Here is a 23,877-nt window from a genome sequence, read left to right as displayed (position 1 = left end):
AACAGCTCCTTCCGAAGGTATTGCGGTGCAACCTAACTCGCGTTATCAACGCGTCTCCAAGACCTCGCGCATCGGCCGGCGCGGCGTCGGTTCGGGAGCTCCCTTGCCCGAGAATGCGGTCCCGACCCGGATCAGGACTTGGGGTACCGCTTCGGTCTCGGGTATGAGCTCCGCGATCATGTCGCGACTGGCTTGCAGCTCCGTCACCTGGGTCACGGTGCAGGTCGCCAGTCCGGCGATGGTGCACTCGAGCAGAACCGCCGAAAGGGCCTGGCCGCACCGGAACGCGTCCGCACGGGTGTCCCCCGGCGTTGACAGGACAACGATCTTTGCTTGATCGTGGATGCTCGCCGAGCTCCCACGGGCGTGCCCGTCGGCGGGGAACCGGCGGTTGACGCCGTCGGTACGGGGCTGCGCCTCGTTGACCAGGGCGGACTGAGGTATGCCGTCGTCGTGCCTGCCGGGCGCTGTCCACCAACGCAATTCGTGATGGTAGAGGTCGTCGTAGCGCCGCAGCGCCTCATTGAGGTGCGCGGCCTCGACCAGCCGCGGCAGTGCGTCGTCGGCCAGTACGTCGAGGGTGGCCAGGTCGGGGTTGAAGGCGCTCCGCAGCACCGGCTCGAAGGACACCCACCCCTTCGGGGCGCCGAACGGACGCCGGTCGGTCCTGCGACGCAGGATCGCCGCCGCGCGGTCTCGTCGCGCCACGGCGACGTAGTCGGCCGAAACGAAGTCGATGGAGGCCAGGTGGTCGGGGTTGTTGGGATTGGGAAACTCGTCGACGCCGGCGACCCACCCCTCGGCGGCCATTGCGACCCGGAAGTGATCGAGCACCGCGCCGCAGCTGATGATGGACTCGCGTCCCGAGCTGTCGGCCGAGGAAACCATGCGGTGCGGGTCGGCGAAGAGGTCGACGGTCGGGCCGCCGGCAACCCATCGCCATGGCTGGCTGTTGTGCAGCGAGGGGGCGCGGCAGGCGAGCTCCACCGCCCGGGTCAGCACTTTGCTGTCGACCATCGTCTGGGTCATTGTTCTTCGCCTCTCCAACTGTTACTTGGACCTTCGGGCATGCGTGGATCGCGCGCCAGGGTCCTTGGTCCCCAGCGTCAGGTCATTGGACCCGGGGTCGACTGATGACCTTTGTCTCTATTGCGGCGACGCCGCGCGGCAAACGATGTAGACGACCACCCCGACCGAGGACCCCTGATGGATGTCATCCGCAAAACAGCCCATGACCATCGTGTTCGGCCCAACCTGACGGACTACGAGCACGAGCGCGCCCACTTCCACTGGTCTGACGTACCGGATCTGTGCGAGGGCATGGGACCCGGCCTGTGCAACATCGCCTACGCCGCCCTTGACCGTCACACCGCCGGGTCGGCCGCGACACGGACGGCGTTGCGGTTTGTCGTCGATCGCCCCTCCGACGGCGTGATCACCACCCGCGACCTCAGCTACGCCGAGCTCGGCCGACTCTCGAGGAAATTCTCCAGCGCGTTGCGCGCGTTGGGCGTCAACCGGGGCGACCGGGTTTTCGTCGTCATGGCCCGTGGCCCCGAGCTCTACATCTCGATGCTCGGCGCGCTGCGCAACGGCAGCATCGTCTCGCCGTTGTTCTCGGCCTTCGGGCCGGAGCCGATCGCGACCCGAGTCAACCTCGGGCGCGCCGACGTCCTGGTCACCACGAGGGCGATCTACCAGCGCAAGATCGCCAAAATTCGTGATCGGCTGCCGTCGGTCCGGCACATCTTCGTCGTCGACGACGGGCAGGGCGGCGGTGCGCCGCCGGGGACCCTCGACTTCTGGCAATGGGTGAACGCGGCCGATGAGAACCCGCCGGTCGAGCCCACCACCGCCGACGACCCGGCCTTGCTGCACTTCACCAGCGGGACCACGGGTACACCGAAGGGCGCGATCCACGTGCACGGCGCCGTCGCGATGCACTACGTCACCGGCCTGTATGCACTCGATCTGCACCCGGACGACACCTATTGGTGCACGGCCGATCCCGGCTGGGTGACGGGGACGTCCTACGGCATCATCAGCCCGCTGCTGCACGGGGTGACCTCCATCGTCGACGAAGCGGAATTCGACGCCGAACGGTGGTACCGCATCCTGCAGGACCAGGGCGTGTCGGTGTGGTACACCGCGCCGACCGCCATTCGGATGCTCATCAAGGCGGGACCGGAACTGCCGGCGCAGTACCACTTTCCGCGTTTGCGATTCATCGCCAGTGTGGGCGAACCGCTCAATCCGGAGGCCGTCTGGTGGGGAAAGCGGGTGCTGGGCTTGCCCATTCACGACAATTGGTGGCAGACCGAGACGGGCGGCATCATGATCGCCAACACGCCCGCGTTCGACATCAAGCCCGGCTCGATGGGCCGCCCGCTGCCCGGGGTGGACGCTTTCATCGTTCGCAGCAACGACGACGGCACCGTCGAGGTGATCGACGAACCCGGCGTCGAGGGTGAGCTCGCACTCAAACCCGGCTGGCCGTCGATGTTCCGCGGATACCTCAACGCCGAGGAGCGCTACCGCAGCTGCTTCGCGGACGGCGTGTACCTGACCGGGGATCTCGCGACGGAAGACGCCGACGGCTACTTCTGGTTCGTCGGACGCAAGGACGACGTGATCAAGTCCGCGGGGCACCTGATCGGGCCGTTCGAAGTGGAGAGCGCACTGACCGATCACCCGGCGGTGGCCGAGGCGGCCGTCATCGGCATACCCGATCCGACGGTCGGTGAGATGGTCAAAGCCTTCGTCACCCTGAAGGACGGTGTCGTGGCCGACGAGGACCTGCGGCTCGAACTGCTGGGCCACGCGCGCAAGCGGCTCGGAGCCACGGTGGCGCCCAAGGAGATCGAGTTCGTCGACTCCTTGCCGCACACCAGCAGCGGCAAGATCATGCGGCGCCTGCTCAAGGCCCGCGAACTGGGGCTGCCGGAGGGTGACACCTCCACCATCGAGCAGCACCCGGCCCACCAATCCGAGGGAGTACCGTCGTGACCGATACGAAACTGGCCCATGAGCTGTTGTCGGACATGATCCGCGTGCGGCGCATGGAGGAAAAATGCGCCGAGCTCTACAGCGCGGCCAAGATTCGCGGATTCCTCCACCTCTACGTCGGTGAGGAAGCCGTGGCCGCCGGATCGCTGCGCGCGCTGGCCGACGACGACGCGGTGGTCGCGACCTACCGTGAGCATGCGCACGCCCTGTTGCGGGGCATCCCGATGACCTCGATCATGGCCGAGATGTTCGGCAAGCAGGAGGGCTGCTCGCGTGGCCGCGGCGGTTCGATGCACTTGTTCGACGGGAACAAGCGGTTCTACGGAGGCAACGCGATCGTGGCCGGTGGCCTGCCATTGGCGGTCGGCATCGCCATGGCCGACGCCATGCTGCAGCAGAAGCGCGTGACCGCCTGCTACTTCGGTGACGGCGCGGTGGCCGAAGGCGCCTTCCACGAGTCGTTGAACATGGCGGCCCTGTGGAACCTTCCGGTGCTGTTCTGTTGCGAGAACAACCTTTACGCGATGGGCACCGCGCTGGACCGGGCGCAGTCGCAGACCGATCTCACCGCCAAGGCGGCCGCCTACCGCGTGCCGACGCTGGCCGTCGACGGCATGGACGTCGAAGCGTGCCACACGGCCGCGCAGGAGGGGGTCGATCACGTCCGCGACACCGGCGGCCCGTTCTTCATCGAATTCCGCACCTACCGCTTCCGGGCGCATTCGATGTTCGACCCCGAACTTTACCGGGACAAGGTCGAAGTCGAGCGGTGGCGCGAGCGCGACCCGATCCAGGCGTTCACCGAGAAGTGTTTGGGCGACGGCACACTGTCCGAGGCGGACGTGCGTGAGCTCGAAGACGCGGCGGCCACCGAGATCGAGGCCGCGGTGGCGTACGCCGAGGCCGGAACCTGGGAGGACGTGGCGGATCTCGAACGCGACGTGCTGACTCCGGAGCCGGCGCGATGAAGACCAGCTACCGAACCGCCGTGCACGACGCCATGCGCGACGCCCTGCGCGATGACCCGCGGGTATTGCTGATGGGCGAGGACGTCGCGCGTTACGGGGGAACCTACGCGGCCTCCAAGGGCCTGCTGGACGAATTCGGCCCCGACCGCGTGCGGGACACGCCACTGTCGGAACTGGGCTTCGTCGGGATCGGAATCGGCGCGGCGCTGGGTGGGTTGCGCCCGATCGTGGAGGTCATGACGGTCAACTTCAGCCTGTTGGCTCTCGATCAGATCGTCAATACCGCTGCGGCTCTTCGCCATATGTCCGGCGGGCAGTTCTCGGTACCGCTCGTAGTCCGGATGGCGACGGGCGCTGGGCGCCAGCTCGCCGCCCAGCATTCGCACAGCCTCGAACCGTGGTACGCCCACATCCCGGGCATCAAGGTGGTGGCTCCGGCCACCGTCGAGGACGCGTACGGCATGCTCGCCCCCGCCCTGGCGGACCCGGACCCGGTGGTGATCTTCGAGCACGTCCAGCTCTACAACACCTCGACGGATGTCGACGTCCTCACTCCGACGGACATCTCCCGGGCGGCGGTCCGCCGCAGCGGCAGCGACGTTACCCTGATCACCTACGGCGGCAGCCTGCCGAAGACGCTCGACGCCGCCAATGAGCTTTCGCTAGCCGGAATCGATTGCGAAGTAATCGATCTGCGGGTCCTGCGTCCGCTCGACGACGCCACCATCCTGGAGTCCGTCCGCAAGACGCATCGGGCGGTGGTGGTCGACGAGGCGTGGCGCACCGGCAGCCTGGCCGCGGAAGTGATCGCGCGCGTGATGGAGGGCGCCTTCTACGACCTCGATGCACCGGTGGGCCGGGTGTGCAGCGCCGAAGTTCCCATGCCCTACGCCAAGCACATGGAAGAGGCGGCCCTCCCCCAGACCGCCAAGATCGTCGCCGCCGTGCAGGGCCTGTTCGGGGACCCGTCGTGATCGAGTTCAAGATGCCCTCGCTCGGCTCCGACATGGATGAAGGCACCCTGAACGAGTGGCTGGTCAAGCCCGGGGACAAGGTGACACGCGGACAGGTCGTGGCGATCGTCGAGACCACCAAGGCCGCCGTCGAAGTCGAATGCTGGCAGGAGGGCATCGTCAGCGAGCTCGTCGTGCCCATCGGTGAAACCGTCCAGGTAGGAACGACATTGGCCACCCTGACGGCGCCCGGTGAGGAGGCGGAGACGCCAGCGCGTCCGTCGCCGGAAGCGGCGACCACTTCGGCGCCCGCACCGGCGGCCACGCCGGCCACCGCACCTGCGACCGCGCCGCCGACGCCGACACCAGTCCCCAGCGCTGCCCCGACCGCCCCCGGACACCGGCGGTGGGTGTCCCCGGCCGCGCGGCGGTTGGCCCATTCGCTGAGCGTCGATATCGACGCGGTGAGCGGCACCGGACCCCAGGGCGCCGTCACCATCAACGACGTCGAGCATGCGGCCGCAGCCAGGCCGGTCGAGGTCAAGCCGGTCGGTCAACCGGCGGCCAAGGCGACGGCGGCCGACCGCGCGACCCAGATGCGCAAGTCGATCGCGGCGGCGATGAGCCGGTCGAAGCGGGAGATCCCGCACTACTACCTCGCCGAAGAGATCATGCTGGAAAAGGCGCTGTCCTGGCTGACGACGAGAAATGCGCAGCGATCCATCGACGAACGGGTGCTGCCGGCCGTCTTGCTCTTGAAGGCCGTCGGCGTCGCCGCACAGCGCTTCGGCGAGTTCAACGGATTCTGGCGGGAAGACGGGTTCGAGCCCGCGGCGGGGGTGCACGTCGGTGTCGGGATCTCGCTGCGCGGCGGCGGCCTCGTCGCGCCGGCCATCCACGACGTTCCGGAGAAGAAGCTGGACGAATTGATGGACGATCTCACCGATCTGGTGGCGCGGGCACGGTCCTTCTCGCTACGGAGTTCGGAGATGTCGGACCCGACCATCACGCTGACCAACCTCGGCGACCAGGGCGTCGACGCGGTCTTCGGAGTCATCTACCCGCCGCAGGTCGCGATCGTGGGCTTCGGCCAACCGGCCGAGCGGGTCTGTGTGATCGACGGCGGGATCCGGGTCGTCACAACGGTTCAGGCCACGCTCGCCGCCGACCACCGCGCCAGCGACGGACACCGGGGCGCGCTATTCCTGGCCGCGATCAACGAGCTGCTCCAGCAGCCCGACCTACTAGAGAAGTGATGCGCAATGACGAATGAAGACACCCGCGCCGGCGTGCTGTCGGTGCTGACCACCATCGCCCCCGAAGTCGACCCCGAAGACATTCGCGACGACGTCCTGCTGCGCGATCAGGTCGACCTGGATTCCATGGACTGGCTGAGCTTTCTGCGCGGGATCCACAAGAGATTCCATGTCGATATCCCTGAGTCGGACTACGCGACGTTGCGGACACTGGCCGACGTCGTCGGCTACGTGGAGACCAACGCCTCCAAAGTCTGAGCCGCGCGGCATTTTTCGGGGAGCACTCAACAGGGGGCTGGCATGAAAGTTACGAGGCCGGACATCGGCGTGCTCGAACGGGCGGTGCTGCTCGCCTGCCGCGCCCCCTCCGTGCACAACAGCCAGCCCTGGCGCTGGGTGGCCGAGGACGGCGTCCTGCGCCTCTTCGTCGACCGGCAGCGGGCGATAGCCGCCACCGACCATTCCGGCCGCGAAGTGATCCTGTCCTGTGGCGCCGTCCTGAACCACCTCTGCGTCGCCATGACCGCTGCGGGCTGGGAACCGAGAGTCGATCGGTTTCCCGACCCCGATGACACCGACCAGCTGGCCTCGGTCACCTTCGGTCCGCTAGAGCACGTCACCGAAGCCGAGCACCGCCGCGCCGAAGCGATCCTGCAGCGCCGCACCGACCGACTTCCGTTGGGCCGACCCACGTATTGGGACCTGTTCGAACCCGCACTGCGTGACACGTTCGACGACACCGAGGTCGCCCTCGACGTTCTGCCCGACGATGTGCGACCGCTCCTGGCGGAGGCGTCGCAACTCACCGAGGAGCTTCGCCGCGACGACTCCTACTACCACGCCGAACTCGACTGGTGGACTTCGTCGTTCGCATTGGCCGAGGGGATGCCGCCAACGGCGCTGGCCTCCGACAAGGAGAGCTGGCGGGTCGACGTGGCCCGCAGCTTTCCGATCAGGAGCCACGCGGACCGGCGCGGCGAGGTCAAGGTCGACTGGGCGAAGATCCTGGTGCTGTCGACCCCCGAGGACACCAGGTCGGACGTGCTGCGGTGCGGTGAGGTGCTGTCGACGGTCTTGCTCGAGTGCACGGTCGCCGGGATGGCGACCTGCCCGCTCACCCATCTGATCGAACTGGACGAGAGCCGTGACATCGTGCGCGAACTCGTCGGCCTGCCGGGCGAGCCGCAAGTGTTGGTTCGCGTGGGCATCGCGCCGCCGCTGGGGCACCTCCCGGCGGCGACCCCTCGACGCCCGCTGGGCGATGTCCTGCGGGTCCGCTAGCCGGCGCGCTGGGCGACGTATGGGCAACTGGTTTAAGAACTTTGGTCCCGCACCTGCGGGACTTTCGGCCGGCGCCGCCGGCCGGCATCGCCAATACCATCGAGCGTGTAGTGCCGTCGACGAAGAGGACAACTGATGTCGCTGATCGATAATGGGGTTTCGATCCTGCCGGTGAACGAATGCTGGGAGCTGCTGGCTGGTGTGACGTTGGGACGCCTGGTCACCAGCGTTGGTAACCAGCCCGAGATCTTCCCGGTCAATTACGTCGTGCAGCGCAATACGGTGCTGTTTCGTACGGCGGAGGGTACCAAGTTGGTCAGCACGGCGATCAACAACCGGGTGCTGTTCGAGGTCGACGATCACAACGTCGCCGAGGGCTGGAGCGTGATCATCAAGGGCACCGCGCGCTCCTGTCGCAGCAACGAGGAAATCGAGGAAGCCGAGCGCGCTCAGGTACTGCCCTGGACGGCCACGGAGAAGTCGCACTTCGTGCGGATCATTCCCGAGGCGGTCACGGGCCGCCGGTTCCGTTTCGGCGTGCCGCTGGAATGATCCCCGCGGCTAGCCCGGCCTGATCCGGCGCGGGCGCGGGACGAATTCCAGCGACAGCAAGACCAGCAGCGCAGCCGGAATATGGTGGGCGCACAACACCACGTAGCGCCGATCGGACAGCGCGTGGAACTTGCGGAGGTAGCGGTACAGGGACTCCAGCCGGATCAGCGGGTCCAGCAAGTGGATCAGCCACAGCGCTATCCGCTGCAGGGACCCGGGTTCAGCGGCCTCGAAGATTTCCGGGAACGCGGCGAACGCCAGCGAAAGACGCTGTCCGCCAGTGGCGCCCGCGTGGGCGATCATGTCGACGCTGAGCCGCTCGTCGACGCCGTTGGGGGCCCCCGGGCGGCGGAACGGCACGTCGAGGCTGACTTCCGATCCCCCGCCGGCGGTCAGGTATCGGTGAAACGCGACGGCCCGCCCGCGCCCGTCCCGCGCGATGGCCAACCACACACCGGGGAAGCGGCCCTGCAACGCGCCGTCGAGGTTCATGCAGAAGCCGCGATCGGTGCGCACCGCGCGGTGAGCGGCGTATAACACCTCGGTCAGCTCGGCCAGCGTTGCGCCGCTGAGCTTTTGTTCCTCGACGATCTCGGTGGTGACACCGCAGTTGTGCGTGCGCTGCACCGCCTGGCGCAGGTTGCGAAATCGGCGGCCCCGCAGGGTGAAGTGGCGGACGTCGACGACGACGTCGCGGCCGATCGGCACCGACAGCATCGGCTGCCCCACGGTGTCCCTGCGCCACAATCGAAGGTGGCGTGCGCCGGCGGCCAAGACGATGATCTGCCATCCCCGGCCGCGGCACATGCGGACGAAATCGGCTACCAGAGCGTCGAATTGCGCCGCATCGCCAATCGGGTCGCCGCTGACTACGGCGAACCCAAGCCGCGCGCGGTAGGCGATCGCCGCGGTGCCGTCGGGGTTGAAGTGATAGCTCTTGCTGGAATGCATGGCGAACGGCGCCAGTGGATCCCCCCGCGTGGCGTCGACCAGCGCCCACACCTGGCCCAGCAGCTCCGGCTGCGGTCGGGCCGTGGTGGGTGACATCAGCGCGAGCCCACTGCCGGCGATCAGAAGGTTGCCCAGCACGGCCCAGGACAGGAAATGCGCGCCCAGCCCGGCGCCTACCGCCACGGCCGCATACATCGCGTGTGCCGAGGTCACCGGACGACCGAGAAAGATGCCGCGAGCGATCAGAGCGGCCGCGCCCAGTAGCGCCACCGACCAGCCGAACCGGCCCGGGGCAACCCGTTCGTAGCCGAGGTACGCTCGCGCGACCAGGACCACCAGCCAGACCAGGACGCACAGCAGCATCAGCACGCTGACGCGGCGTGCCGCGGGGACGTCGGCGCCGACCAAGACCCGTTCCCCGCCGCGCACGACGTTGGTCGCGCGGCTTCCGGGGGTGATCTTCATGGGGCCACTAGCGCACGACGAGCACGGAGCATTCGGGGTGGCGGAAGAGGGGATGCCCTTGGGGCCCGACCAATTGGGCGAGCTGACCGGCCTCGTCGGCCCCGATCACGGCGAGCTGAACCCTCTCGTCGTTGGCGCTCAGGTAGCTGGCGATGCCGTGCTTGGTAGTGATCGGGTAGACCCGCACCTCGGGATAGTGCTGCCGCCATGCCGCTACCCGGCGTTCGAATTCGCCGTCGGCGTGCTCGGTGAGTTCCTCGGGCCGGCCGCCGAGGACCAGCATCGGAGCCCTGCGCAACTTCGCCTCCGCCGCAGCGAAATTCACAACGGCGTCGTTGCCGGGTGCGTCCGTCATCCGGACCACGATCCAGTTGATGTCGGGCGCCGGCCGGTCGGATTCGGTCCGCAAGACCGCGACCGGGCAACGCGCCTTCTCGGCGAGCTCCGTGGCCGTCGAACCCACGATGGAGCGCGCGTAGCGTCCGATGCCAACACAACCGACGCAGATCATTGCCGCATCCCAGGATGCCTCCAACAGCACCGAGCCGGCCGGGCCCCGCGGCACGTCGGTTTCGATCGCGGCCGCCTTACCCGTGGCCTCCACGGCCAACCGTGCTGCATGCAGCGACTTCTCGGCGTGTGCGAAGTCGCGCTCGTACTCTTCCGCGGACTCGTGCGCCGGCTTGATAACGGAGATGAGGCGCAGTGGCGCGCCGCGGGTGATCGCCTCGTCGACACCCCATAGCGCGGCCGTGATCGCCGCCGCCGAACCGTCGATTCCTACCAGGATTGGTTTCATGATCCGACCTTTCTGCTGTCGAAGTTAGGCAGTCCGCTCGGTCGGCACTAGGGTCGTTCGGCCTTCCCGCGGTGGACCAATGGGCAACGCGGGCAAAGGCGGGAGCTGTCAGATTGTTTCGACCGACGAACGGATCGGCGCTGGCTCGGCGGGCCGCTCCGCCCGCCGCTTGATCGCAAGCATCAGCCCACGGGTCCCGAGCGCTATCAACGGCCTGGCCAGTTCCATCACGAACACTTCCCCCGGGTAGCGCAGGGCGATTCGAGCGCGCGCCAGCAGCCGGACGCGGTCCTCCCAGTGCGGCTGGAGATGAAGGGACAAGACCACGTTCCACTGCGGCTCGGATCGCATGGCATTGAGGACCACGTATTTTTCGGGCACGATCTCCGTGACGCGTAACGTCAACCCGCCGGGTAACCCCATCCAGCCCTCGGGAGCCAGGCGCACCGAATCCCCCACCCGCAGTCCCTCGCTAGCATCTTGCCCTGCACCGCTTTCCGCCTCGGAGCCGTAGCCTTCTCTCCTGTCCCGGCCGATCTGCAGGAGCCGGGACCAGACCACGGACGCGGTTGCATCGATGTCGACCGCCTCGGTCGTCTGAACCGCCGGATCGCTGACCAAGGCGTCACCCGGCACGCGCATCTGCGACTCCGCCTTGGTTGCACCCCAGTTGCGGTAATACCTGCGCGCGCAGTAGAGCGCGGTGAACAACACGGTGGTCTGGGCGATCCGCCTCGACATCTTGGACATGGCGCCAGTCTGCGCGGAGCGCCCCGATGCCTGCGAGGGTCCTTGGTCCTTGGTGGTGCGCCGATATGCTCTGCGCGCCGCTGAAGGGTCCTAGCCGGCCGGGGTGATCAGACCGTAATGGCCGTCGTAGCGGTGGTAAAGCACGCTGGCGCAGCCATAGGCGGCGTGAATGAAGAACAGGAACGGCAGGCCGAGCATGGCCAGCCGGTCGGCGGCTCCCTCTTCGGTGAGGCACGGCAGCGGTTGTTGGCTGATCGTCACCGGCAACGCATGCCGGCTCACCCGGTCGGTCAGAGCCGGCGCGGCCAGCGCGAGGCGGTAGCCCGTCGGCCCGGCGCGATACAGCACACTTGCGGTGCCCGTGCCCTTCTCCGTGAACAGGTGAAAGTCGTAGTCGAGCAGGTCCATTTCGCGGGCGGCATCGTCGACGGTGCAGGGCGCCATCGTGAACGACTTGCGCCGGATGACGCGGCGCTGATCGGCCGGACGGGGGAAATAGTTCGGCCGGTGCGCCGGCTCGGACTCATGCCGCCATTCGTGGGGGCCCGCCGGCGGCAGCTCGCCGCGGCGCGCGTCCCAGCGCCCGGCGGCGCGTTCGAGGCGGCGGCGCAATCGCGCCACGAGAAGATCGACCGCTTCCCGCGCCGTGTCGGCCTGGACCTGGGCGCGGACCGCTCGGCCATCGACGTCGAGATTGGCTTGCGCGACGACGGGCCGCTGCACCGCCGGGTCGCGATGTCTGCTCAGTCTCACACGGGCGTGCCGCACCGGCCGGCTCGCGTACCGCGTGAGCTCACCGACCTTGGTGCGGGCGTACTCGGCCGCAGCGGGAAGCTCGTCCCGGATGGCTACCTGCACGTCGATGTCCTGTGGCGGTTGTGTCCTGTGGCGCATGGTTAAAGTGCTACGTCACGAAACCGGCTGCGGGACAGGGTCAAAGGTCACCCGATCCTTCATTGCAGTGCCGCCGCCCGCGCCAGCTTCTCCTCGGATTCCCCGGGGCTCTTGGACGCGTCGGTCTCACGCGCCAAGAAGGCGGTGAGTTCCCCGATCGCGGTCATCAGCGGGGCCGGGAAGACGATGGTGGTGTTCTTCTCCACCCCCAGTTCGAGCAAGGTCTGCAGGTTGCGCAGCTGCAGGGCCAGCGGGTGACGCATCATGGTGTCTGAGGCGTCGCCGAGGGCAGCCGCGGCACGGGCTTCCCCCTCGGCCGCAATGATTTTGGCCCGCTTCTCCCGCTCCGCCTCGGCCTCGCGCGCCATCGCGCGTTTCATGCTGTCGGGGAGCTGAATGTCCTTGAGCTCTACCAAGGTGACCTCCACGCCCCAGTCCACCGTGGTGGCGTCGAGGATCTGGCGAATGCTGCCGTTGATCTTCTCGGTTTGGGCGAGCACCTCGTCGAGGGAATGTTGCCCGACGACATTGCGAAGGGTGGTCTGTGCGATCTGATCGATGGCGGCGTGGACGTTTTCGATCACCACGACGGCCTTGCGGGCATCGACGATCCGGAAATAGGCAACCGCGGCGATGTCGACACTCACGTTGTCGCGGGTGATGATGCCCTGGGACTGGATGGGCATGGTCACGATCCGCATCGAAATCCGCCACAGGCGGTCGATGATCGGAATGATGATCCGCAACCCGGGTTCGCGAACGCCGATCACGCGGCCGAGGCGGAAATGCACACCCCGTTGGTACTGCTGCACCACCCTGATCGACGCCGCCAGCAACACCGCGACGACAATGCCCAAGACCACCAGAATTGCGGCAATCTGGCCCATCACGATCACCTCGATCCGCTTCGCACCGTCACGAAGCCGCCGGAGAGCCGGCGGCCCGCTTGTGAATCCGGGCGGCGAACGCCGCCGCGCGATCGAGGTCGTGTTCGTTGGGCCGCCCCCGGTTGATCCCGCCGATGAATCCGAACGGCCCAACCGTGTCGAACCCCCGGCACGAGAACGATCCGACGACCTCGAACCCCTTCTGCTCGAGCTTCTCCCGAACGGGTTTGTGGTAACCCAACAGCGGAACCTCGCGTGCGCCGCTGGTGAAAAACGTGAAGGCCGCGGTTGGGTGGTCGGCGGCCGGGAGCTGACGGATCAATTTGCGCAGCCTCGCGTCCATCATCATGTAGTAGATGCCGGAACCGAACCCGACGAGGTCGTAGTCGTGAACGGTGCCCGGGTCGACCGACTCCGGTGTGACGACCTCGGCACCCAGCACCGCGGCCATCCGATCGGCCACCAGGCGGGTGTTGCCATGCGACCTCGAAGCGCACACGATAAGCGACCTCATGGCCAACTCCTTTGCGAATGTGGCTCAGACGGTTCCATGCTCCGCGGGAATGGCGGCCTCGGTAAGGGCGCAAAGGCACAGCGCCGTGAGGGCCTTGGTCACTTCTGTGAATCGTCCCTGCTGAAAGCCGAAATCGGCAGACGAACCGAGGTCCTTCACGGTCGGGACTTCGGTCCCTATCCACGTGCCCGGCGAACCGGTCGAATAGGGGTTGTGACTGTGACAGTTCCCGCAACGGATGCCGGTGCGAAGATCATCGTCCTCGAGTCGCATCCGGCCTGGATTTCAGCGCAACGACAGGCGGCCGAGCGCGTCGAGGCGATGCGCCGTCATCCGTCATCGATGACCCGCCCGTCCCATTGGGCCGAAGCCCAGCTGCGGCGGCCCCGGCCGTGACTCGAATAGCGGCGAGAGCGCTGGCGTTGCCGGCCGCCGCCCTCATGCTGTTGGCGGGGCCGGCGGGCATGGCGGCTGCCGACAGCGGGCGTCCACAAGCCAAGCCCGAGGAGCGGGCAGCGGCTCTGATCCGGCCGTCCATCATGTATCTCGCCGGTGAAGGCTACGGGCTGGTCCGGCTCCCCAACGGTGAGGTGATGTCCCAATTCGGGCGAGGCACCAGCATGCCGTTCCTGGCCACCTGGCACTGCACGGCCTTCGTCGTCAACCCCGACGGTTGGGTGGCGACGGCGGGCCACTGCGTCGACCCGGCGAGCGCCACACTTCTGATCCTCAAACGGGCCGCCCTCCAATACCAGAACGAGTATCCGGATGCGCCCGAGTCGAGCGATCCGGCGGTCACGTTGGACTGGCTGCAAAAGAACGCGAGGGTGGAAGGCGACACACCCGGCCAAGGCCCCCACGTGGGCATCACGCTGATGTCGGGCACGGGAACGAAACTCGTGGATAAGTTGGCCGCCAACGTCGCCGATTTCCGGCCGATGGGGAAGGGCGACGCCGCTCTCCTCAAGATCCCCAAGCGCAACCTACCGTCGTCGGAACTCGCTACCGATGCCGACGTCACTATCGGCACGCCCGTCCTCGCGGTGGGCTTCCCCGAGAGCACCCAAAACATCACCGGCCCTTCGCTCGACCCCACCTACAAGAGCGGCAAGGTCAGCAAGAAGTCCCTCGCGGGATCCAATCCCGAGTACGAGATCGACGCCGCGATGACCGACGGCATGAGCGGTGGACCGACGGTCGGGCTGAACGGAAAAGTGCTCGGCGTCAACAGCTTCGCCCCGGTCAACGAAACACAGCCGTTCAACTTCATCACGCCGGCCGACGGCATCGCTGCGATATTGGCCGGCAAGGGTGTGAAGCCGGCGCTTGGACCCGCGGACCGGTTCTACCGCAAGGGATTGACCGACTTCTATGCGGGTCGCTACACCGATGCGATCGACGAGTTCGACCAGACCCTGGCGATGTCGCCCGGCTACCCCGGTCTGGACGATCTCAAGACAACGGCGGTCAACCTGCGCCAGCAGTACGGGGATTCCTCCCCGCTGAGCGGACGGAATCTGTTGTGGTACCTCGTCATCAGCGTCGCTTCGGTGCTCGGGCTCGGCGCCGGCCTGACCTACCTGGGGCTCAGGCTCCATCGTCGCGTCCCCACGGCACCCGACGTACAACCGCTTCGTCTGATGCCCAAGCATGAGTTGGATGCCGGTGAACCGCACTTCTGCGCACATTGCGGGGCCGAGCACCACCCGAGCGAGCAGTTCTGCCCGAACTGCGGCAAGCACATAGACCTTCCTGCGGCGGTACGGGGAACCGGACTGATTTCCTGACGGATGGCCTATCGGTGAGCGCGGGATTATCAACCAGGGTGGCGGCCCGGTTCGACGATGCGGCGGCCCGCACTCGGGGAGCCCTTGCACAGCACGGATTCGGCGTGCTGACCGAAATAGATGTCAGGGCGAAGGTGCAGGTTCAGCTTGGTGTGGAGATGGAGGACTACCTGATCCTGGGCGCCTGCGATCCCGCCGTGGCGTATCGCGCCATCGGTGTGGATCGAGAGATCGGCCTGCTGCTGCCGTGCAACGTGTTGGTGCGCGCCGACCCGGGTGACCCGGGCACGGTGATCGTCGAGGCGATGGATCTCGGGCTCCTGGTCGAGGTGACCGGTGAGCCTGCGCTCATCGCGATCGCCGCCGAGATCACCGAGAATCTGCGTGCCGCGATCGCTTCGCTGACCGAAAGCGATTGATCTCGGCGGCGACCATGCCGACCACCACCGGGACGGCTCGTTCGACCATCGGGCTCAGCCCATCCCCATGGCCGGTGTCTGCCGCCTCGACGGCGAAGACCACCACCGCGCCGGGTACCCGCCCGAGCTCTCGAGCCAGCGCATGGGTGCGGCCGATATCGATGCTGTGCGAGCTCAACCCCTCGGCTTGGGTGGGCACCTCGTCCAGCTGGTAGCGATGGACGCGGCCCGGGGCCGCCGGGGTGACGACCGCCGCGTCGATGACCACGGCCAGCTCCGCCCCGCTCCACGCGTCGAGAACCCCCAACGGTTCCGCAATGCCCGTATGCACAACGACGTTCGGCCAGGCGAGGCGTTCCATTGCCATCGCAGCGGCCACGCCGACGCCGTCGTCGCGCCGGTAGCAATTGCCGAGCCCGATCACGGCAACCCTGCCGGCACCCTCGGTCATCGTCGCTGCACCGTCAGCGTCAAGAAGTGCGCCGAGCAGGAAATGCATGGGTCGTAATTACGAATCACCCGCTCGCACAGGGCCGTCAGGGCGGCATCGTCCAAGGTGAGGTTGTCGGACACCACCCGGGCGAGATCCGCTTCAATGGCGGCCTGGTTCTGCGATGTGGGCGGGATGATCGTCGCCGCACAGACCAGCCCGCCATGATCAATGTCGTAGCTGTGATACAGCAGGCCACGGGGCGCCTCGCTGACGCCGTGCCCGGTTCCCGGCCGGGCCCGTACGTCGACGAAAGGCCGTGGCGGCCGCTCGTATCCGTCGATGATGCGCAGCGCCTCTTCGATCGCGTAGACGACCTCTACGGAGCGAACGATGATGCTGCGAAACGGATTTCGGCATTCCTGCGAGAGCCCGGCCGCCGCGGCCGCCTGGGCCGCGATCGGTGAAAGAGCCGACGAGTTCAGGCTATAGCGCGCCAGGGGGCCGGTGATGTAGCGGCCGCCGTCGAGCGTCGCGTGCAGGGCGGTGGAATGGGGCACCTGCAACTCGCGCACGTGCTCGGTGAAGTCGTTGACCGCGAACGCCTCCCCGGCGCTGCGCGCGATGACGCCGTTCTCGATCGGATACTGGCCGACCTGGCTCAGCGCCAGCATCTCATGGTCGAGTTCGAGGTCGGGGAAGTCGAAACCGGCTACCCACTCGACCGTCGCGACCGCGTCGTCGAGCGCCCGGCGTAACTGCTCGGCGACGGGAGCGAACTGCGACCGGCTGGGCACCGAGTAGAACCCACCCAGGCGCACGTTGATCGGGTGGATCGACCGCCCGCCGACGAAGTCCATCAGCGCATTGCCCGCCTTCTTCAATCGCAGGCCGCGTTCGACGATCTCGCGCTCGTCGCGAGCCAGCGCGATCGCATCGGGGTAGCCGAGGAAGTCGGGTGCGTGCAAGAGATAGATGTGCAGCATGTGGCTGTGAATCCACTCGCCGCAGTACAGCAGCCGGCGCAGCGCGACGAGCTCTGGATCCACCTCGACGCCACAGGCGCTTTCGATCGCGTTGCAGGCGCTCACCTGGTAGGCGACCGGGCAGATTCCGCACACCCGCGCGGTGAGATCCGGCGGCTCGGTGTAGGCGCGTCCTCGCAGGAATGCTTCAAAAAATCGGGGCGGCTCATAGATGTTCAATTCGACGGTTTGCAGCGCACCGTCCTTGAGCGTGACGTGCAGCGCCCCTTCGCCTTCCACCCGGGTCAGGGTGCCGACGGACAGCGTCCGGGTCGCCGGGTTCACGGCTTGCCCCGCTCGGCAGCGAAGTTCACGACGTTGAAGGTCGAGAACACCCGGTCGACGTCACCGTCGGACATCCCGTCGCGGCGCAGCAACGGGATCAGTGTCCCGATTTGCGGCGCCGCGGACGGGCCGAAACAGCCGTAGCAACCGCGATGATGGCTGGGGCACAACGCACCACACCCGGCGTGGGTGACCGGCCCCAGGCACGGAATGCCGTCGGCGACAACGACACACGTGGTCCCACGCAGCTTGCACTCGGTGCACACGGTCTTGGCCGGGAGCCGGGGTTTGCGCCCGATCAGCAGGGCCGCCAAGGTGTCGAGCAGCTGGCCCCGATCGATCGGGCAGCCCGGCACCTGGTAATCCACCTTGACGTGCGCCGAGGCGGGCGTCGAGGTTGCCAGCGTGTCAATGTATTCCGGCTTGGCATATACGACGGATGCGAACTCGGCGACGTCGGCGAAGTTGCGCAGCGCCTGCACTCCCCCGGCCGTCGCGCACGCGCCGATGGTTACCAGCACCTTGGACTGGTCGCGGATTTCGCGGATCCGTTGCTCGTCGTGATGGGTGGTGATGGAGCCCTCGACAAGAGACACGTCGTAGGGTCCGCCGACCATCGAGCTCGACGCTTCGGCGAAGGTGGCGATCTGCACCTGGTCGGCGAGGGTCAGCAACTCGTCCTCGCAGTCGAGCAGCGTCAGCTGGCAACCGTCGCAGGAAGCGAACTTCCACACGGCCAGAGTGGGACCCATTACAGCTCCTTGACTGCCAGTAGCGGGGCGGCGACGTCGTAACCGACGACAGGCCCGTCGCGACACACCAGCAACTGGCTCAGCTGGCAGTGGCCGCACGTTCCGATTCCGCATTGCATGTTGCGCTCCAGCGATACCCGAATATCGTTGGCAGCCATACCTTTGGCCAACAACGCCTCCGCGGCGAACCGCAGCATCGGCTCCGGGCCGCATAGAAACGCGGTGGTGCGGTCGGGATTCAACGCGAGCCGCTTCAGCGGCTCGGTGACCAGGCCGACCTCGCCGCGCCAGCCATGGACCGGGACGTCGACGGTCAAGTGCAGTTCGATCTGCGGGTCGGCGGACCACGTCTCGAGCTGGGCGGCGAACACGAAGTCCTCGCGCGAGCGGGCGCCCGCGATCAGGATCAGCTTGCCGTAGCGCGCCCGCGCGGCCAGTGCGCCCAGTATCGCCGGGCGCAGCGGGCACAGCCCCACACCCCCGGCGACCATGACCAGATCTCGCCCGGCGGCTTCCTCGAGCCCCCAGGTCGTGCCGAACGGGCCCCGCACCCCGATGACTGCGCCCGGCTGCGCGTCGTGCAGGGCGCGGCTCACCGCCCCGACCGCGCGGATGGTGTGCGTGATCGAGCCGTCGGTGACCGTGGGGTCGCCGCTGATGGAGATCGCGGCCTCGCCGACGCCGAAGGCGTAGAGCATCATGAACTCCCCGGGCTGTGGGGTGCGCAGGGCTTCGCCGAGCGGTTCGAGGCACAGGGTCGCCGAGTCGGGGCTTTCCACGACGCGGCTGCGTACCCGGTAGGGGTTGGGCGCCATCGAGGACGGTGGTGTGCCGTCAGTCATCGCGGGCCATTTTGTTCATCTCTTCGGTGATGTCGATCCCGGTGGGGCACCAGGCGATGCAGCGCCCGCAGCCGACACAGCCGGAGGAGCCGAACTGGTCGTGCCAGGTGCCCAGTTTGTGGGTGATCCAGTGCCGGTACCGCGATTCCGGGGACTGGCGCACGCTGCCGCCGCCGTGCACGTAGGTGAAATCGAACTCGAAACACGAAGCCCAGTGCTGCCAGCGCTCGGCGTGCTCACCGGTCAGGTTGCTGACGTCCTCGGTGCTTGTGCAGTAGCAGGTCGGGCACACCATCGTGCAGTTGCCGCAGGTCAGGCAGCGGCTGGCGACCTCCTCCCACTGCGGCGATTCGCGCGACTCGATCAGCAGGTTGCGCAGGTTGGTGTCCGGCATCGCGCGGCCCATCCGGTGCGAAGCGGCCTGCACCGCGGCGTGCGCCGAATCGATCTCCGCATCGTCGGCAACCCGATGGGGAACTGCGGCAAGGACTTCGGCACCCTCGTCGGTGCCCACCTCGACCACGTAGGTCACGCCATCGTCGTCGGGCCGCTCCGTGAGGGCCAAGTCGTAGCCCGGTCCGGCCGCGGGGCCGGTGCCCATCGAGGCGCAGAAGCACAGGCCGCCCGGCTCCGTGCAATTCACCGCGACCACGAAGATCTGGCGATGCCGGCGGACGAAGGAGTTGTCGGGGAACTGGCCCCGGCCAAGGACCCGGTCGAGCGTCGCGATCGCGGCCAAGTCACACCCACGCACGCCCAGGAACGCGTACCGCGGAACCTCCTCGTCGGAATCGGCGGTGCTGAACCCGTCCCGGGTGCCGGACCACAGCCGGCGCCGCGGCGGGTGCAGGAACTGCTTCCAGGACTGGGGCCCCGATGAGTGCCCGAACGCCGCGTCATCGTCACGCCTGCGCACCCGATACTGCCCGGGCGCCACGTCGACGCCCCATCCCCGCGGCAGGTCGGCGGCGGACTCCAGCTGATCCAGCACGATCGCGTTGTCCCGCAACGTCGGACCGATGACACGGTATCCGCGCTCGATCAGGATCTCGACCAGACGGTGCAGTCCGGCGGTGTCAAACGATGCGGCACCGTGGTTCTCGCCGTATCCGCTCATCGGCCCATCATCCGCCGGTTCGGTTGTGCTGTATAGGGGTTTGGCAACGGGGTCATCGGCTACGAGGCCTCCGCGAGCAACTTGATGTCGCGTTCCCACAGGGCGTCGCGGGCGCGATCCAACCGGGACCGGACGACCGCCACGAGTGCCGCCATCGTCATCGTCGCCGCCAGCGCTGTCACCAGCGCCACGCCGGCCGCCTCGCCCACGGCGAGCCAGGCGGGGGTGGGCGGATCCACCGGATTGCCGTCCCCGTCCACCCACATCTCGATGGTTCCGCCCACCTTGGCCTGCTCGGTGACCACCAGTGGTCCGTTGCGCTCCCCGCTCGGCCCTGGCCACTTCGCCTGCACGACAACGACACCCAAATCCTCGACCAGAGCGTCGACGATCGTCGCCATTACCCGGTGCCGCTCGTGCGCCTCCCGGGTGTACACCCCATCCCGCGCGCCGTAGGTCACCGCGCCGAGCACACCGGCGAAGGGGACGGCGATCATGGATACGACAAGCGCGACCAACATGACCAACGATTCGATGCGGTCCGCGCGGCGGAGCAACGGGTTACGGCCGAAGACGCGAGCGATCCGCCAGCGGCTGGGTTCCCAGGTGAACGTCTCCATAGTGTCCTCTGCGCCGCAACCGTTTCGGTGGATTCGCCGGTTCAGAGGGCGACCTGGTGCTGGTGATCGGTCACCCACTCGACGAAGTCGGAGAGCTCGCGCCGCGGTGTCGCCGGCAACGGGTCCGCGTTGATGGGCGCCCAGCCGACCCGGAGCAGCATCTGAGGATGACTGCTGTCGCCGAAGATGTCGGACTGGACCGCCGCGCGCGTTTCGGGCGTCTCCAACGGTTCGGTGACCGGGCAACTGGCCAGCCCGAGCGACGTCGCGGTGAGCAGCACGACGCTGGTCGCCTCGCCGGCGCGTAGCTGGGCCAGGCGGTCGTCGTTGCGGGTGCCAAGTGCGAGAACGACGGCGTTGTCGTCGGCCGACGACGAGTCCGGCGGCATGGGCAGCACCGGGCCGGCGAAGACCCGGCCCGGAATCTTCGCCGTGAGATCCGGCACCGGCGTGTTGCGGGCAGGGACACCGGCCACCGACGCGTAGCGACCACTCCACTCGGTGAGCTCGGCGAGATAGTCCTGATTCATGTGGTCGCGGATGGATTGAGCGACGATCTTCCGCAGATTGTCGAGGTCTTCGACCTGGCACAGCGTTACCCCGTTTCGAGCCGCCCGCGCCGCCATCAGCGCAACATCGCCCACCGGCACGGGCCAGGAGCTGTAGTAGCGCCGGTCGGTTCGCCGCCGCGGTATGGCCGCGGCCAGCGCGATGTCGACGGAGTCGGCGCGGTGTGGCGAAAGCTCGATGGCCGCAAGGTGGCTGGGGTCGGCGGGGTTCGGGAGCCGGGTCACCTTGGAAAGCCACCCGACCGCCGCAAGCGCGACAACACAGTGATGCAGGGCCGCACCGCAACTCAGCATCAGGTCACGGCCATCCGGGTCGGTGTTGGGCAGTTGCCGGCTCGTGTCGGAGTAGAGGTGCAGGCTCGTTGCGTCCACCCGCCACCGCCAGGGTTGGGTGTTATGCACCGAAGGCGCCCGAGATGCCAAACTCAAGACCGTCCGGACCGTGCCGGCATCCGGAAATCGAGTGTTCATGGCGGTCGTTTCCCTTCGGTATTTCTTCGTCTTACCTACGATTGCCGATCGGTGCCGGCCCGACGAGAGCCTGACGGCTCTAGCCCGAGGGACTTTGGGCCAATCGCATAGCTACGCGGCCGCCGCGACGCTCACGTCGACGGATAGCCGATCGCCGATGGCGTAGGCCACCGACCAGTCGCCGAGGCACGCCGCCCGTGCCAGCTCGTCAACCAGGGGGCTGTGGGCGCCAAGCTCCGCCAGCCATGCCGTGACGATGGGTGCGATCTCATGACCGGGCACCCGGACGGTGCGTCCGCCGTGCAAACGATCGGTGACGCGGTACATCATCGGGGTCGGCACGGCTCGCAGGTGGTGGCGTCTTGTTGTGAGCCTCATCACGGCCTCCTCGATCGAGCCTGGAATACATCCGACCACTCCACCGCTCCGGCCCACAGGGCCGAACGCAACCGGGCGGCAGGTGCTTCAGTCGTCCTTTCGAGGATGCGGAGGTCCCGCGGCGGAAGGGCCCTTGGTCACCTGGCTCCGTGACGCGAACGCGCCCGCGACCGAGGCGGCCGCGATGGTCAACAAGGCGCCGAACATCAACGCCGACGCTTCGCCCGCGACGAGCAGGTGTTCCTGGGTGCCGATGGCGGCCGCGGCCACCGGCACCCCGAGCTGCCCGGCCGAAAGCACCGCCAGGGTGAGCGGCTGGCCGAGCAGCCTGCCGGCGCAGTGTGCCAGCACGGCCCCGAGCCCCAGTCCCGCGCCGAGCAGGATGAGCTTCGGGTGCGCACCGAGCTCGCGCACCTGTAGGGAAGCGCCCAGCCAGACGAAGAACAGCGGGCTGAAAAACCCCTCGGTGATTCCGAACAGCTGGCGCGCCAACCGTCGCGGTTCGCCGACCATGGCGACCACCAGGCCCACCGCGAAGCCCGCCAGCATGACGGACACGTGCGTGCTCATGGCGAGGGCCGCGAGGGCGAACAGCACGATGAGGTTGGTGCGCAATTCCAGGGCGAACCGCCGATTCTCGGAGTAAACGTGCATCCGGCGGCGCCAGCCCTTGGCGTCGGAGGCGCGCAGCAGCACGTAGAACACCCCCGCACACGCGGCCACGGCCAGCGCGCCGAGCGCGGCGGTGGGCGCATGCCGGAGGTCAATCACCAACGGCAGCAAGACAATACAGGCGGCATCCGCAATAGCGATCTGCGCCGTAACGGCAATCACCTGCGGCCCCTGTAATCGCAGGGAATCGATCACCGGCAGCGCCAGCGCCGCCGACGACGAGGCCATCAGCACGGCGTACATCGCCGCGTGGCCGGTGCCGAAGGCAGCCGCCAATCCGGCCCCGAGCGCCACCGCGACGGCGCCACCCAGCGCCGCCCGCGCCAGCGCCTGCGGTAGCGACGCGCGCAGTGCGGTGGCGCCGACCGGGACATGGGTGCCCACGACGAACATGACCAACGCGAAACCGATGTTGGCGAGCAGCTGAAACGTCGGGTTGGTGACATCGACGACGCCCAAACCGGTCCGGCCGACGACGAGGCCCGCGACCAGCTCGCCGATGATCACCGGTATCCGAAGGCGCGGCAGCGCCGCCAGCAGCGGACCGGCCAATCCGATCGCGGTCAGCAGCGCCAGGGTGTGGAAGCCGAACCCCGGCACGTCAACGGTCCCTGCGCACAAGCACGAGGACATTCTGCATTCTTCGCGGCGCAGTTCTAGGGATTGATCGTGTTATCCCCGACCTGGCGGCCCCAGACGTATTCGATCGCGTACGGCGACCCGGTGTCGAGGTGGTTGTAGGGGGCGATGCTGTTCCCGGTGTCCATCACCAATTCGGGTGCGGGCCAAAGGTGTCGGGTGATGGGCTGCCAGCAACCCGGGGCGCCCCCCGGGCCGCCGCGCGCGTTCACCCGCGGCAGGTTTTCCGGGTAGCTGTACGGGTTCGGCGCGCCGCCGACGACGCCGGCCAGCCCGCCGACCAGGCTGGCAAGGGTGGCCACCGCCGAGACCGGGTTGGCCAGCAGCCCCAACCCGGACAGCGCCTCGGTGTTCATATTCAACGAGTAGCCGTTGAAACCGCCCTCGGCCGCGCCCGTGGCGGCCAGCGCATCGTTTTCGTTGCGCAGCAAGCAATAGATCTCGGGGCTGTAGGTGTCCAGCAGCTGGGCCGTGGGCACCAGGTCGGCGGCGCCGCGCGCCAGGTACGGGCCGCCCCGGTTGAAGATGTCGGCGCCGGTGTTGCCGAACCCGGCCGCCGACAACAGCGCCTGGTCCAGATCCTTCTGCTGCGCGT

Annotated in this window: 27 protein-coding genes; 10 read left to right on the top strand and 17 right to left on the bottom strand. The window is 67.7% G+C overall.

What is annotated here, in order from left to right; translation table 11 throughout:
- Window positions 1-45: 45 nt before the first annotated feature.
- Entirely contained in the window at window positions 46-1,029 is a 984-nt protein-coding gene (locus A5750_RS21935) for an NAD(P)H nitroreductase (RefSeq protein WP_067265671.1), read from the bottom strand.
- A gap of 177 nt (window positions 1,030-1,206) precedes the next feature.
- Between A5750_RS21935 and acsA the strand changes: the two genes are divergently transcribed.
- From acsA to A5750_RS21900, 7 genes are all read left to right on the top strand, one after another.
- Window positions 1,207-3,006 (top strand): acetate--CoA ligase, encoded by a 1,800-nt coding sequence (gene acsA, locus A5750_RS21930; protein WP_067265669.1) that lies wholly within the window; start codon window positions 1,207-1,209, stop codon window positions 3,004-3,006.
- The gene (gene pdhA, locus A5750_RS21925; protein ID WP_067265662.1) at window positions 3,003-3,974 is read left to right on the top strand and encodes a pyruvate dehydrogenase (acetyl-transferring) E1 component subunit alpha; all 972 of its coding nucleotides are present in this window, start codon (window positions 3,003-3,005) and stop codon (window positions 3,972-3,974) included. Before acsA ends, pdhA begins: the two co-directional genes overlap by 4 nt.
- Window positions 3,971-4,948: an alpha-ketoacid dehydrogenase subunit beta gene (locus A5750_RS21920; protein WP_067265659.1), complete on the top strand. Its 978-nt coding sequence runs from the start codon at window positions 3,971-3,973 to the stop codon at window positions 4,946-4,948. The genes pdhA and A5750_RS21920 overlap by 4 nt, the downstream gene beginning before the upstream one ends.
- Window positions 4,945-6,183: a dihydrolipoamide acetyltransferase family protein gene (locus tag A5750_RS21915; RefSeq protein WP_067265656.1), complete on the top strand. Its 1,239-nt coding sequence runs from the start codon at window positions 4,945-4,947 to the stop codon at window positions 6,181-6,183. The genes A5750_RS21920 and A5750_RS21915 overlap by 4 nt, the downstream gene beginning before the upstream one ends.
- 6 nt (window positions 6,184-6,189) lie before the next feature.
- On the top strand, window positions 6,190-6,441 hold the full coding sequence (locus A5750_RS21910) for an acyl carrier protein (RefSeq protein ID WP_066947791.1): 252 nt from the start codon (window positions 6,190-6,192) through the stop codon (window positions 6,439-6,441).
- Between the two features lie 42 nt (window positions 6,442-6,483).
- Window positions 6,484-7,464: a nitroreductase family protein gene (locus A5750_RS21905; protein ID WP_082959169.1), complete on the top strand. Its 981-nt coding sequence runs from the start codon at window positions 6,484-6,486 to the stop codon at window positions 7,462-7,464.
- 135 nt (window positions 7,465-7,599) lie between these two features.
- Window positions 7,600-8,016, top strand: coding sequence for a pyridoxamine 5'-phosphate oxidase family protein (locus A5750_RS21900; RefSeq protein ID WP_067265653.1), 417 nt, complete (start codon window positions 7,600-7,602; stop codon window positions 8,014-8,016).
- 9 nt (window positions 8,017-8,025) lie between these two features.
- Here A5750_RS21900 and A5750_RS21895 read toward each other — a convergent pair whose 3' ends face one another.
- From A5750_RS21895 to A5750_RS21870, 6 genes are all read right to left on the bottom strand, one after another.
- Window positions 8,026-9,432, bottom strand: coding sequence for a bifunctional lysylphosphatidylglycerol flippase/synthetase MprF (locus A5750_RS21895; RefSeq protein WP_067265650.1), 1,407 nt, complete (start codon window positions 9,430-9,432; stop codon window positions 8,026-8,028).
- A 7-nt stretch (window positions 9,433-9,439) separates the two neighbouring features.
- Window positions 9,440-10,231, bottom strand: a complete 792-nt coding sequence (locus A5750_RS21890) for a universal stress protein (RefSeq protein WP_067265647.1) — start codon at window positions 10,229-10,231, stop codon at window positions 9,440-9,442.
- 108 nt (window positions 10,232-10,339) lie between these two features.
- Complete coding sequence (locus A5750_RS21885) at window positions 10,340-10,981, bottom strand: hypothetical protein (RefSeq protein WP_067265644.1); 642 nt, start codon at window positions 10,979-10,981, stop codon at window positions 10,340-10,342.
- 90 nt (window positions 10,982-11,071) lie between these two features.
- Complete coding sequence (locus A5750_RS21880; RefSeq protein WP_066947773.1) at window positions 11,072-11,875, bottom strand: HPF/RaiA family ribosome-associated protein; 804 nt, start codon at window positions 11,873-11,875, stop codon at window positions 11,072-11,074.
- 59 nt (window positions 11,876-11,934) lie between these two features.
- Window positions 11,935-12,762: a slipin family protein gene (locus A5750_RS21875; RefSeq protein ID WP_066947896.1), complete on the bottom strand. Its 828-nt coding sequence runs from the start codon at window positions 12,760-12,762 to the stop codon at window positions 11,935-11,937.
- A 28-nt stretch (window positions 12,763-12,790) separates the two neighbouring features.
- Entirely contained in the window at window positions 12,791-13,276 is a 486-nt protein-coding gene (locus tag A5750_RS21870; protein ID WP_066947770.1) for a flavodoxin family protein, read from the bottom strand.
- A gap of 213 nt (window positions 13,277-13,489) precedes the next feature.
- Here A5750_RS21870 and A5750_RS25985 point away from each other — a divergent pair, with 213 nt between their 5' ends.
- The 3 genes from A5750_RS25985 to A5750_RS21855 are packed head-to-tail and all read left to right on the top strand — an operon-like array spanning window position 13,490 to window position 15,482.
- Window positions 13,490-13,672, top strand: a complete 183-nt coding sequence (locus tag A5750_RS25985; protein WP_156664383.1) for a hypothetical protein — start codon at window positions 13,490-13,492, stop codon at window positions 13,670-13,672.
- On the top strand, window positions 13,669-15,063 hold the full coding sequence (locus A5750_RS21860; RefSeq protein ID WP_231989275.1) for a trypsin-like peptidase domain-containing protein: 1,395 nt from the start codon (window positions 13,669-13,671) through the stop codon (window positions 15,061-15,063). Before A5750_RS25985 ends, A5750_RS21860 begins: the two co-directional genes overlap by 4 nt.
- Before the next feature lie 14 nt (window positions 15,064-15,077).
- Window positions 15,078-15,482, top strand: coding sequence for a DUF302 domain-containing protein (locus tag A5750_RS21855; protein ID WP_066947760.1), 405 nt, complete (start codon window positions 15,078-15,080; stop codon window positions 15,480-15,482).
- On the opposite strand, the gene A5750_RS21850 is transcribed toward A5750_RS21855, so the two are convergent.
- The 10 genes from A5750_RS21850 to A5750_RS21805 all read right to left on the bottom strand — a co-directional run.
- Entirely contained in the window at window positions 15,433-15,933 is a 501-nt protein-coding gene (locus tag A5750_RS21850; protein ID WP_066947756.1) for a hydrogenase maturation protease, read from the bottom strand. The two genes, A5750_RS21855 and A5750_RS21850, sit on opposite strands and share 50 nt — an antisense overlap.
- The gene (locus A5750_RS21845) at window positions 15,930-17,222 is read right to left on the bottom strand and encodes a Ni/Fe hydrogenase subunit alpha (protein ID WP_066947752.1); all 1,293 of its coding nucleotides are present in this window, start codon (window positions 17,220-17,222) and stop codon (window positions 15,930-15,932) included. The genes A5750_RS21850 and A5750_RS21845 overlap by 4 nt, the downstream gene beginning before the upstream one ends.
- Window positions 17,219-17,974 (bottom strand): oxidoreductase, encoded by a 756-nt coding sequence (locus tag A5750_RS21840; protein ID WP_066947749.1) that lies wholly within the window; start codon window positions 17,972-17,974, stop codon window positions 17,219-17,221. The genes A5750_RS21845 and A5750_RS21840 overlap by 4 nt, the downstream gene beginning before the upstream one ends.
- Window positions 17,974-18,789 (bottom strand): FAD/NAD(P)-binding protein, encoded by an 816-nt coding sequence (locus tag A5750_RS21835; protein WP_156659230.1) that lies wholly within the window; start codon window positions 18,787-18,789, stop codon window positions 17,974-17,976. Before A5750_RS21835 ends, A5750_RS21840 begins: the two co-directional genes overlap by 1 nt.
- A gap of 19 nt (window positions 18,790-18,808) precedes the next feature.
- Window positions 18,809-19,933: a 4Fe-4S dicluster domain-containing protein gene (locus tag A5750_RS21830; protein ID WP_066947741.1), complete on the bottom strand. Its 1,125-nt coding sequence runs from the start codon at window positions 19,931-19,933 to the stop codon at window positions 18,809-18,811.
- A gap of 59 nt (window positions 19,934-19,992) precedes the next feature.
- Entirely contained in the window at window positions 19,993-20,553 is a 561-nt protein-coding gene (locus A5750_RS21825) for a hypothetical protein (RefSeq protein WP_066947737.1), read from the bottom strand.
- Between the two features lie 41 nt (window positions 20,554-20,594).
- Window positions 20,595-21,593: a nitroreductase family protein gene (locus tag A5750_RS21820; RefSeq protein ID WP_066947734.1), complete on the bottom strand. Its 999-nt coding sequence runs from the start codon at window positions 21,591-21,593 to the stop codon at window positions 20,595-20,597.
- A 111-nt stretch (window positions 21,594-21,704) separates the two neighbouring features.
- Entirely contained in the window at window positions 21,705-21,971 is a 267-nt protein-coding gene (locus tag A5750_RS21815; protein ID WP_066947891.1) for a hypothetical protein, read from the bottom strand.
- A gap of 87 nt (window positions 21,972-22,058) precedes the next feature.
- Window positions 22,059-23,276 carry a cation:proton antiporter gene (locus A5750_RS21810; RefSeq protein ID WP_066947729.1) on the bottom strand — a complete coding sequence of 406 codons (1,218 nt, stop codon included), beginning with the start codon at window positions 23,274-23,276 and terminating at the stop codon, window positions 22,059-22,061.
- Between the two features lie 23 nt (window positions 23,277-23,299).
- Window positions 23,300-23,877, bottom strand: a 578-nt coding sequence (locus A5750_RS21805) for an MCE family protein (protein ID WP_197505499.1), incomplete at its 5' end; no start/stop codon positions are given.

It is taken from the genome of Mycobacterium sp. 852002-51613_SCH5001154, from assembly GCF_001667425.1.
Taxonomy (GTDB): Bacteria; Actinomycetota; Actinomycetes; order Mycobacteriales; family Mycobacteriaceae; genus Mycobacterium.
This window is presented reverse-complemented; position numbering and strand designations above follow the sequence as displayed.

Coding starts and splice junctions, on each gene's coding strand:
- A5750_RS21935 (WP_067265671.1), bottom strand. CDS start 1,029: ATGACCCAGACGATGGTCGACAGCAAAGTGCTGACCCGGGCGGTGGAG.
- acsA (WP_067265669.1), top strand. CDS start 1,207: ATGGATGTCATCCGCAAAACAGCCCATGACCATCGTGTTCGGCCCAAC.
- A5750_RS21920 (WP_067265659.1), top strand. CDS start 3,971: ATGAAGACCAGCTACCGAACCGCCGTGCACGACGCCATGCGCGACGCC.
- A5750_RS21910 (WP_066947791.1), top strand. CDS start 6,190: ATGACGAATGAAGACACCCGCGCCGGCGTGCTGTCGGTGCTGACCACC.
- A5750_RS21905 (WP_082959169.1), top strand. CDS start 6,484: ATGAAAGTTACGAGGCCGGACATCGGCGTGCTCGAACGGGCGGTGCTG.
- A5750_RS21900 (WP_067265653.1), top strand. CDS start 7,600: ATGTCGCTGATCGATAATGGGGTTTCGATCCTGCCGGTGAACGAATGC.
- A5750_RS21895 (WP_067265650.1), bottom strand. CDS start 9,432: ATGAAGATCACCCCCGGAAGCCGCGCGACCAACGTCGTGCGCGGCGGG.
- A5750_RS21890 (WP_067265647.1), bottom strand. CDS start 10,231: ATGAAACCAATCCTGGTAGGAATCGACGGTTCGGCGGCGGCGATCACG.
- A5750_RS21885 (WP_067265644.1), bottom strand. CDS start 10,981: ATGTCCAAGATGTCGAGGCGGATCGCCCAGACCACCGTGTTGTTCACC.
- A5750_RS21880 (WP_066947773.1), bottom strand. CDS start 11,875: ATGCGCCACAGGACACAACCGCCACAGGACATCGACGTGCAGGTAGCC.
- A5750_RS21875 (WP_066947896.1), bottom strand. CDS start 12,762: ATGGGCCAGATTGCCGCAATTCTGGTGGTCTTGGGCATTGTCGTCGCG.
- A5750_RS21870 (WP_066947770.1), bottom strand. CDS start 13,276: ATGAGGTCGCTTATCGTGTGCGCTTCGAGGTCGCATGGCAACACCCGC.
- A5750_RS21850 (WP_066947756.1), bottom strand. CDS start 15,933: ATGACCGAGGGTGCCGGCAGGGTTGCCGTGATCGGGCTCGGCAATTGC.
- A5750_RS21840 (WP_066947749.1), bottom strand. CDS start 17,974: ATGGGTCCCACTCTGGCCGTGTGGAAGTTCGCTTCCTGCGACGGTTGC.
- A5750_RS21835 (WP_156659230.1), bottom strand. CDS start 18,789: ATGGCGCCCAACCCCTACCGGGTACGCAGCCGCGTCGTGGAAAGCCCC.
- A5750_RS21830 (WP_066947741.1), bottom strand. CDS start 19,933: ATGAGCGGATACGGCGAGAACCACGGTGCCGCATCGTTTGACACCGCC.
- A5750_RS21825 (WP_066947737.1), bottom strand. CDS start 20,553: ATGGAGACGTTCACCTGGGAACCCAGCCGCTGGCGGATCGCTCGCGTC.
- A5750_RS21820 (WP_066947734.1), bottom strand. CDS start 21,593: ATGAACACTCGATTTCCGGATGCCGGCACGGTCCGGACGGTCTTGAGT.
- A5750_RS21815 (WP_066947891.1), bottom strand. CDS start 21,971: ATGAGGCTCACAACAAGACGCCACCACCTGCGAGCCGTGCCGACCCCG.
- A5750_RS21810 (WP_066947729.1), bottom strand. CDS start 23,276: ATGTCCTCGTGCTTGTGCGCAGGGACCGTTGACGTGCCGGGGTTCGGC.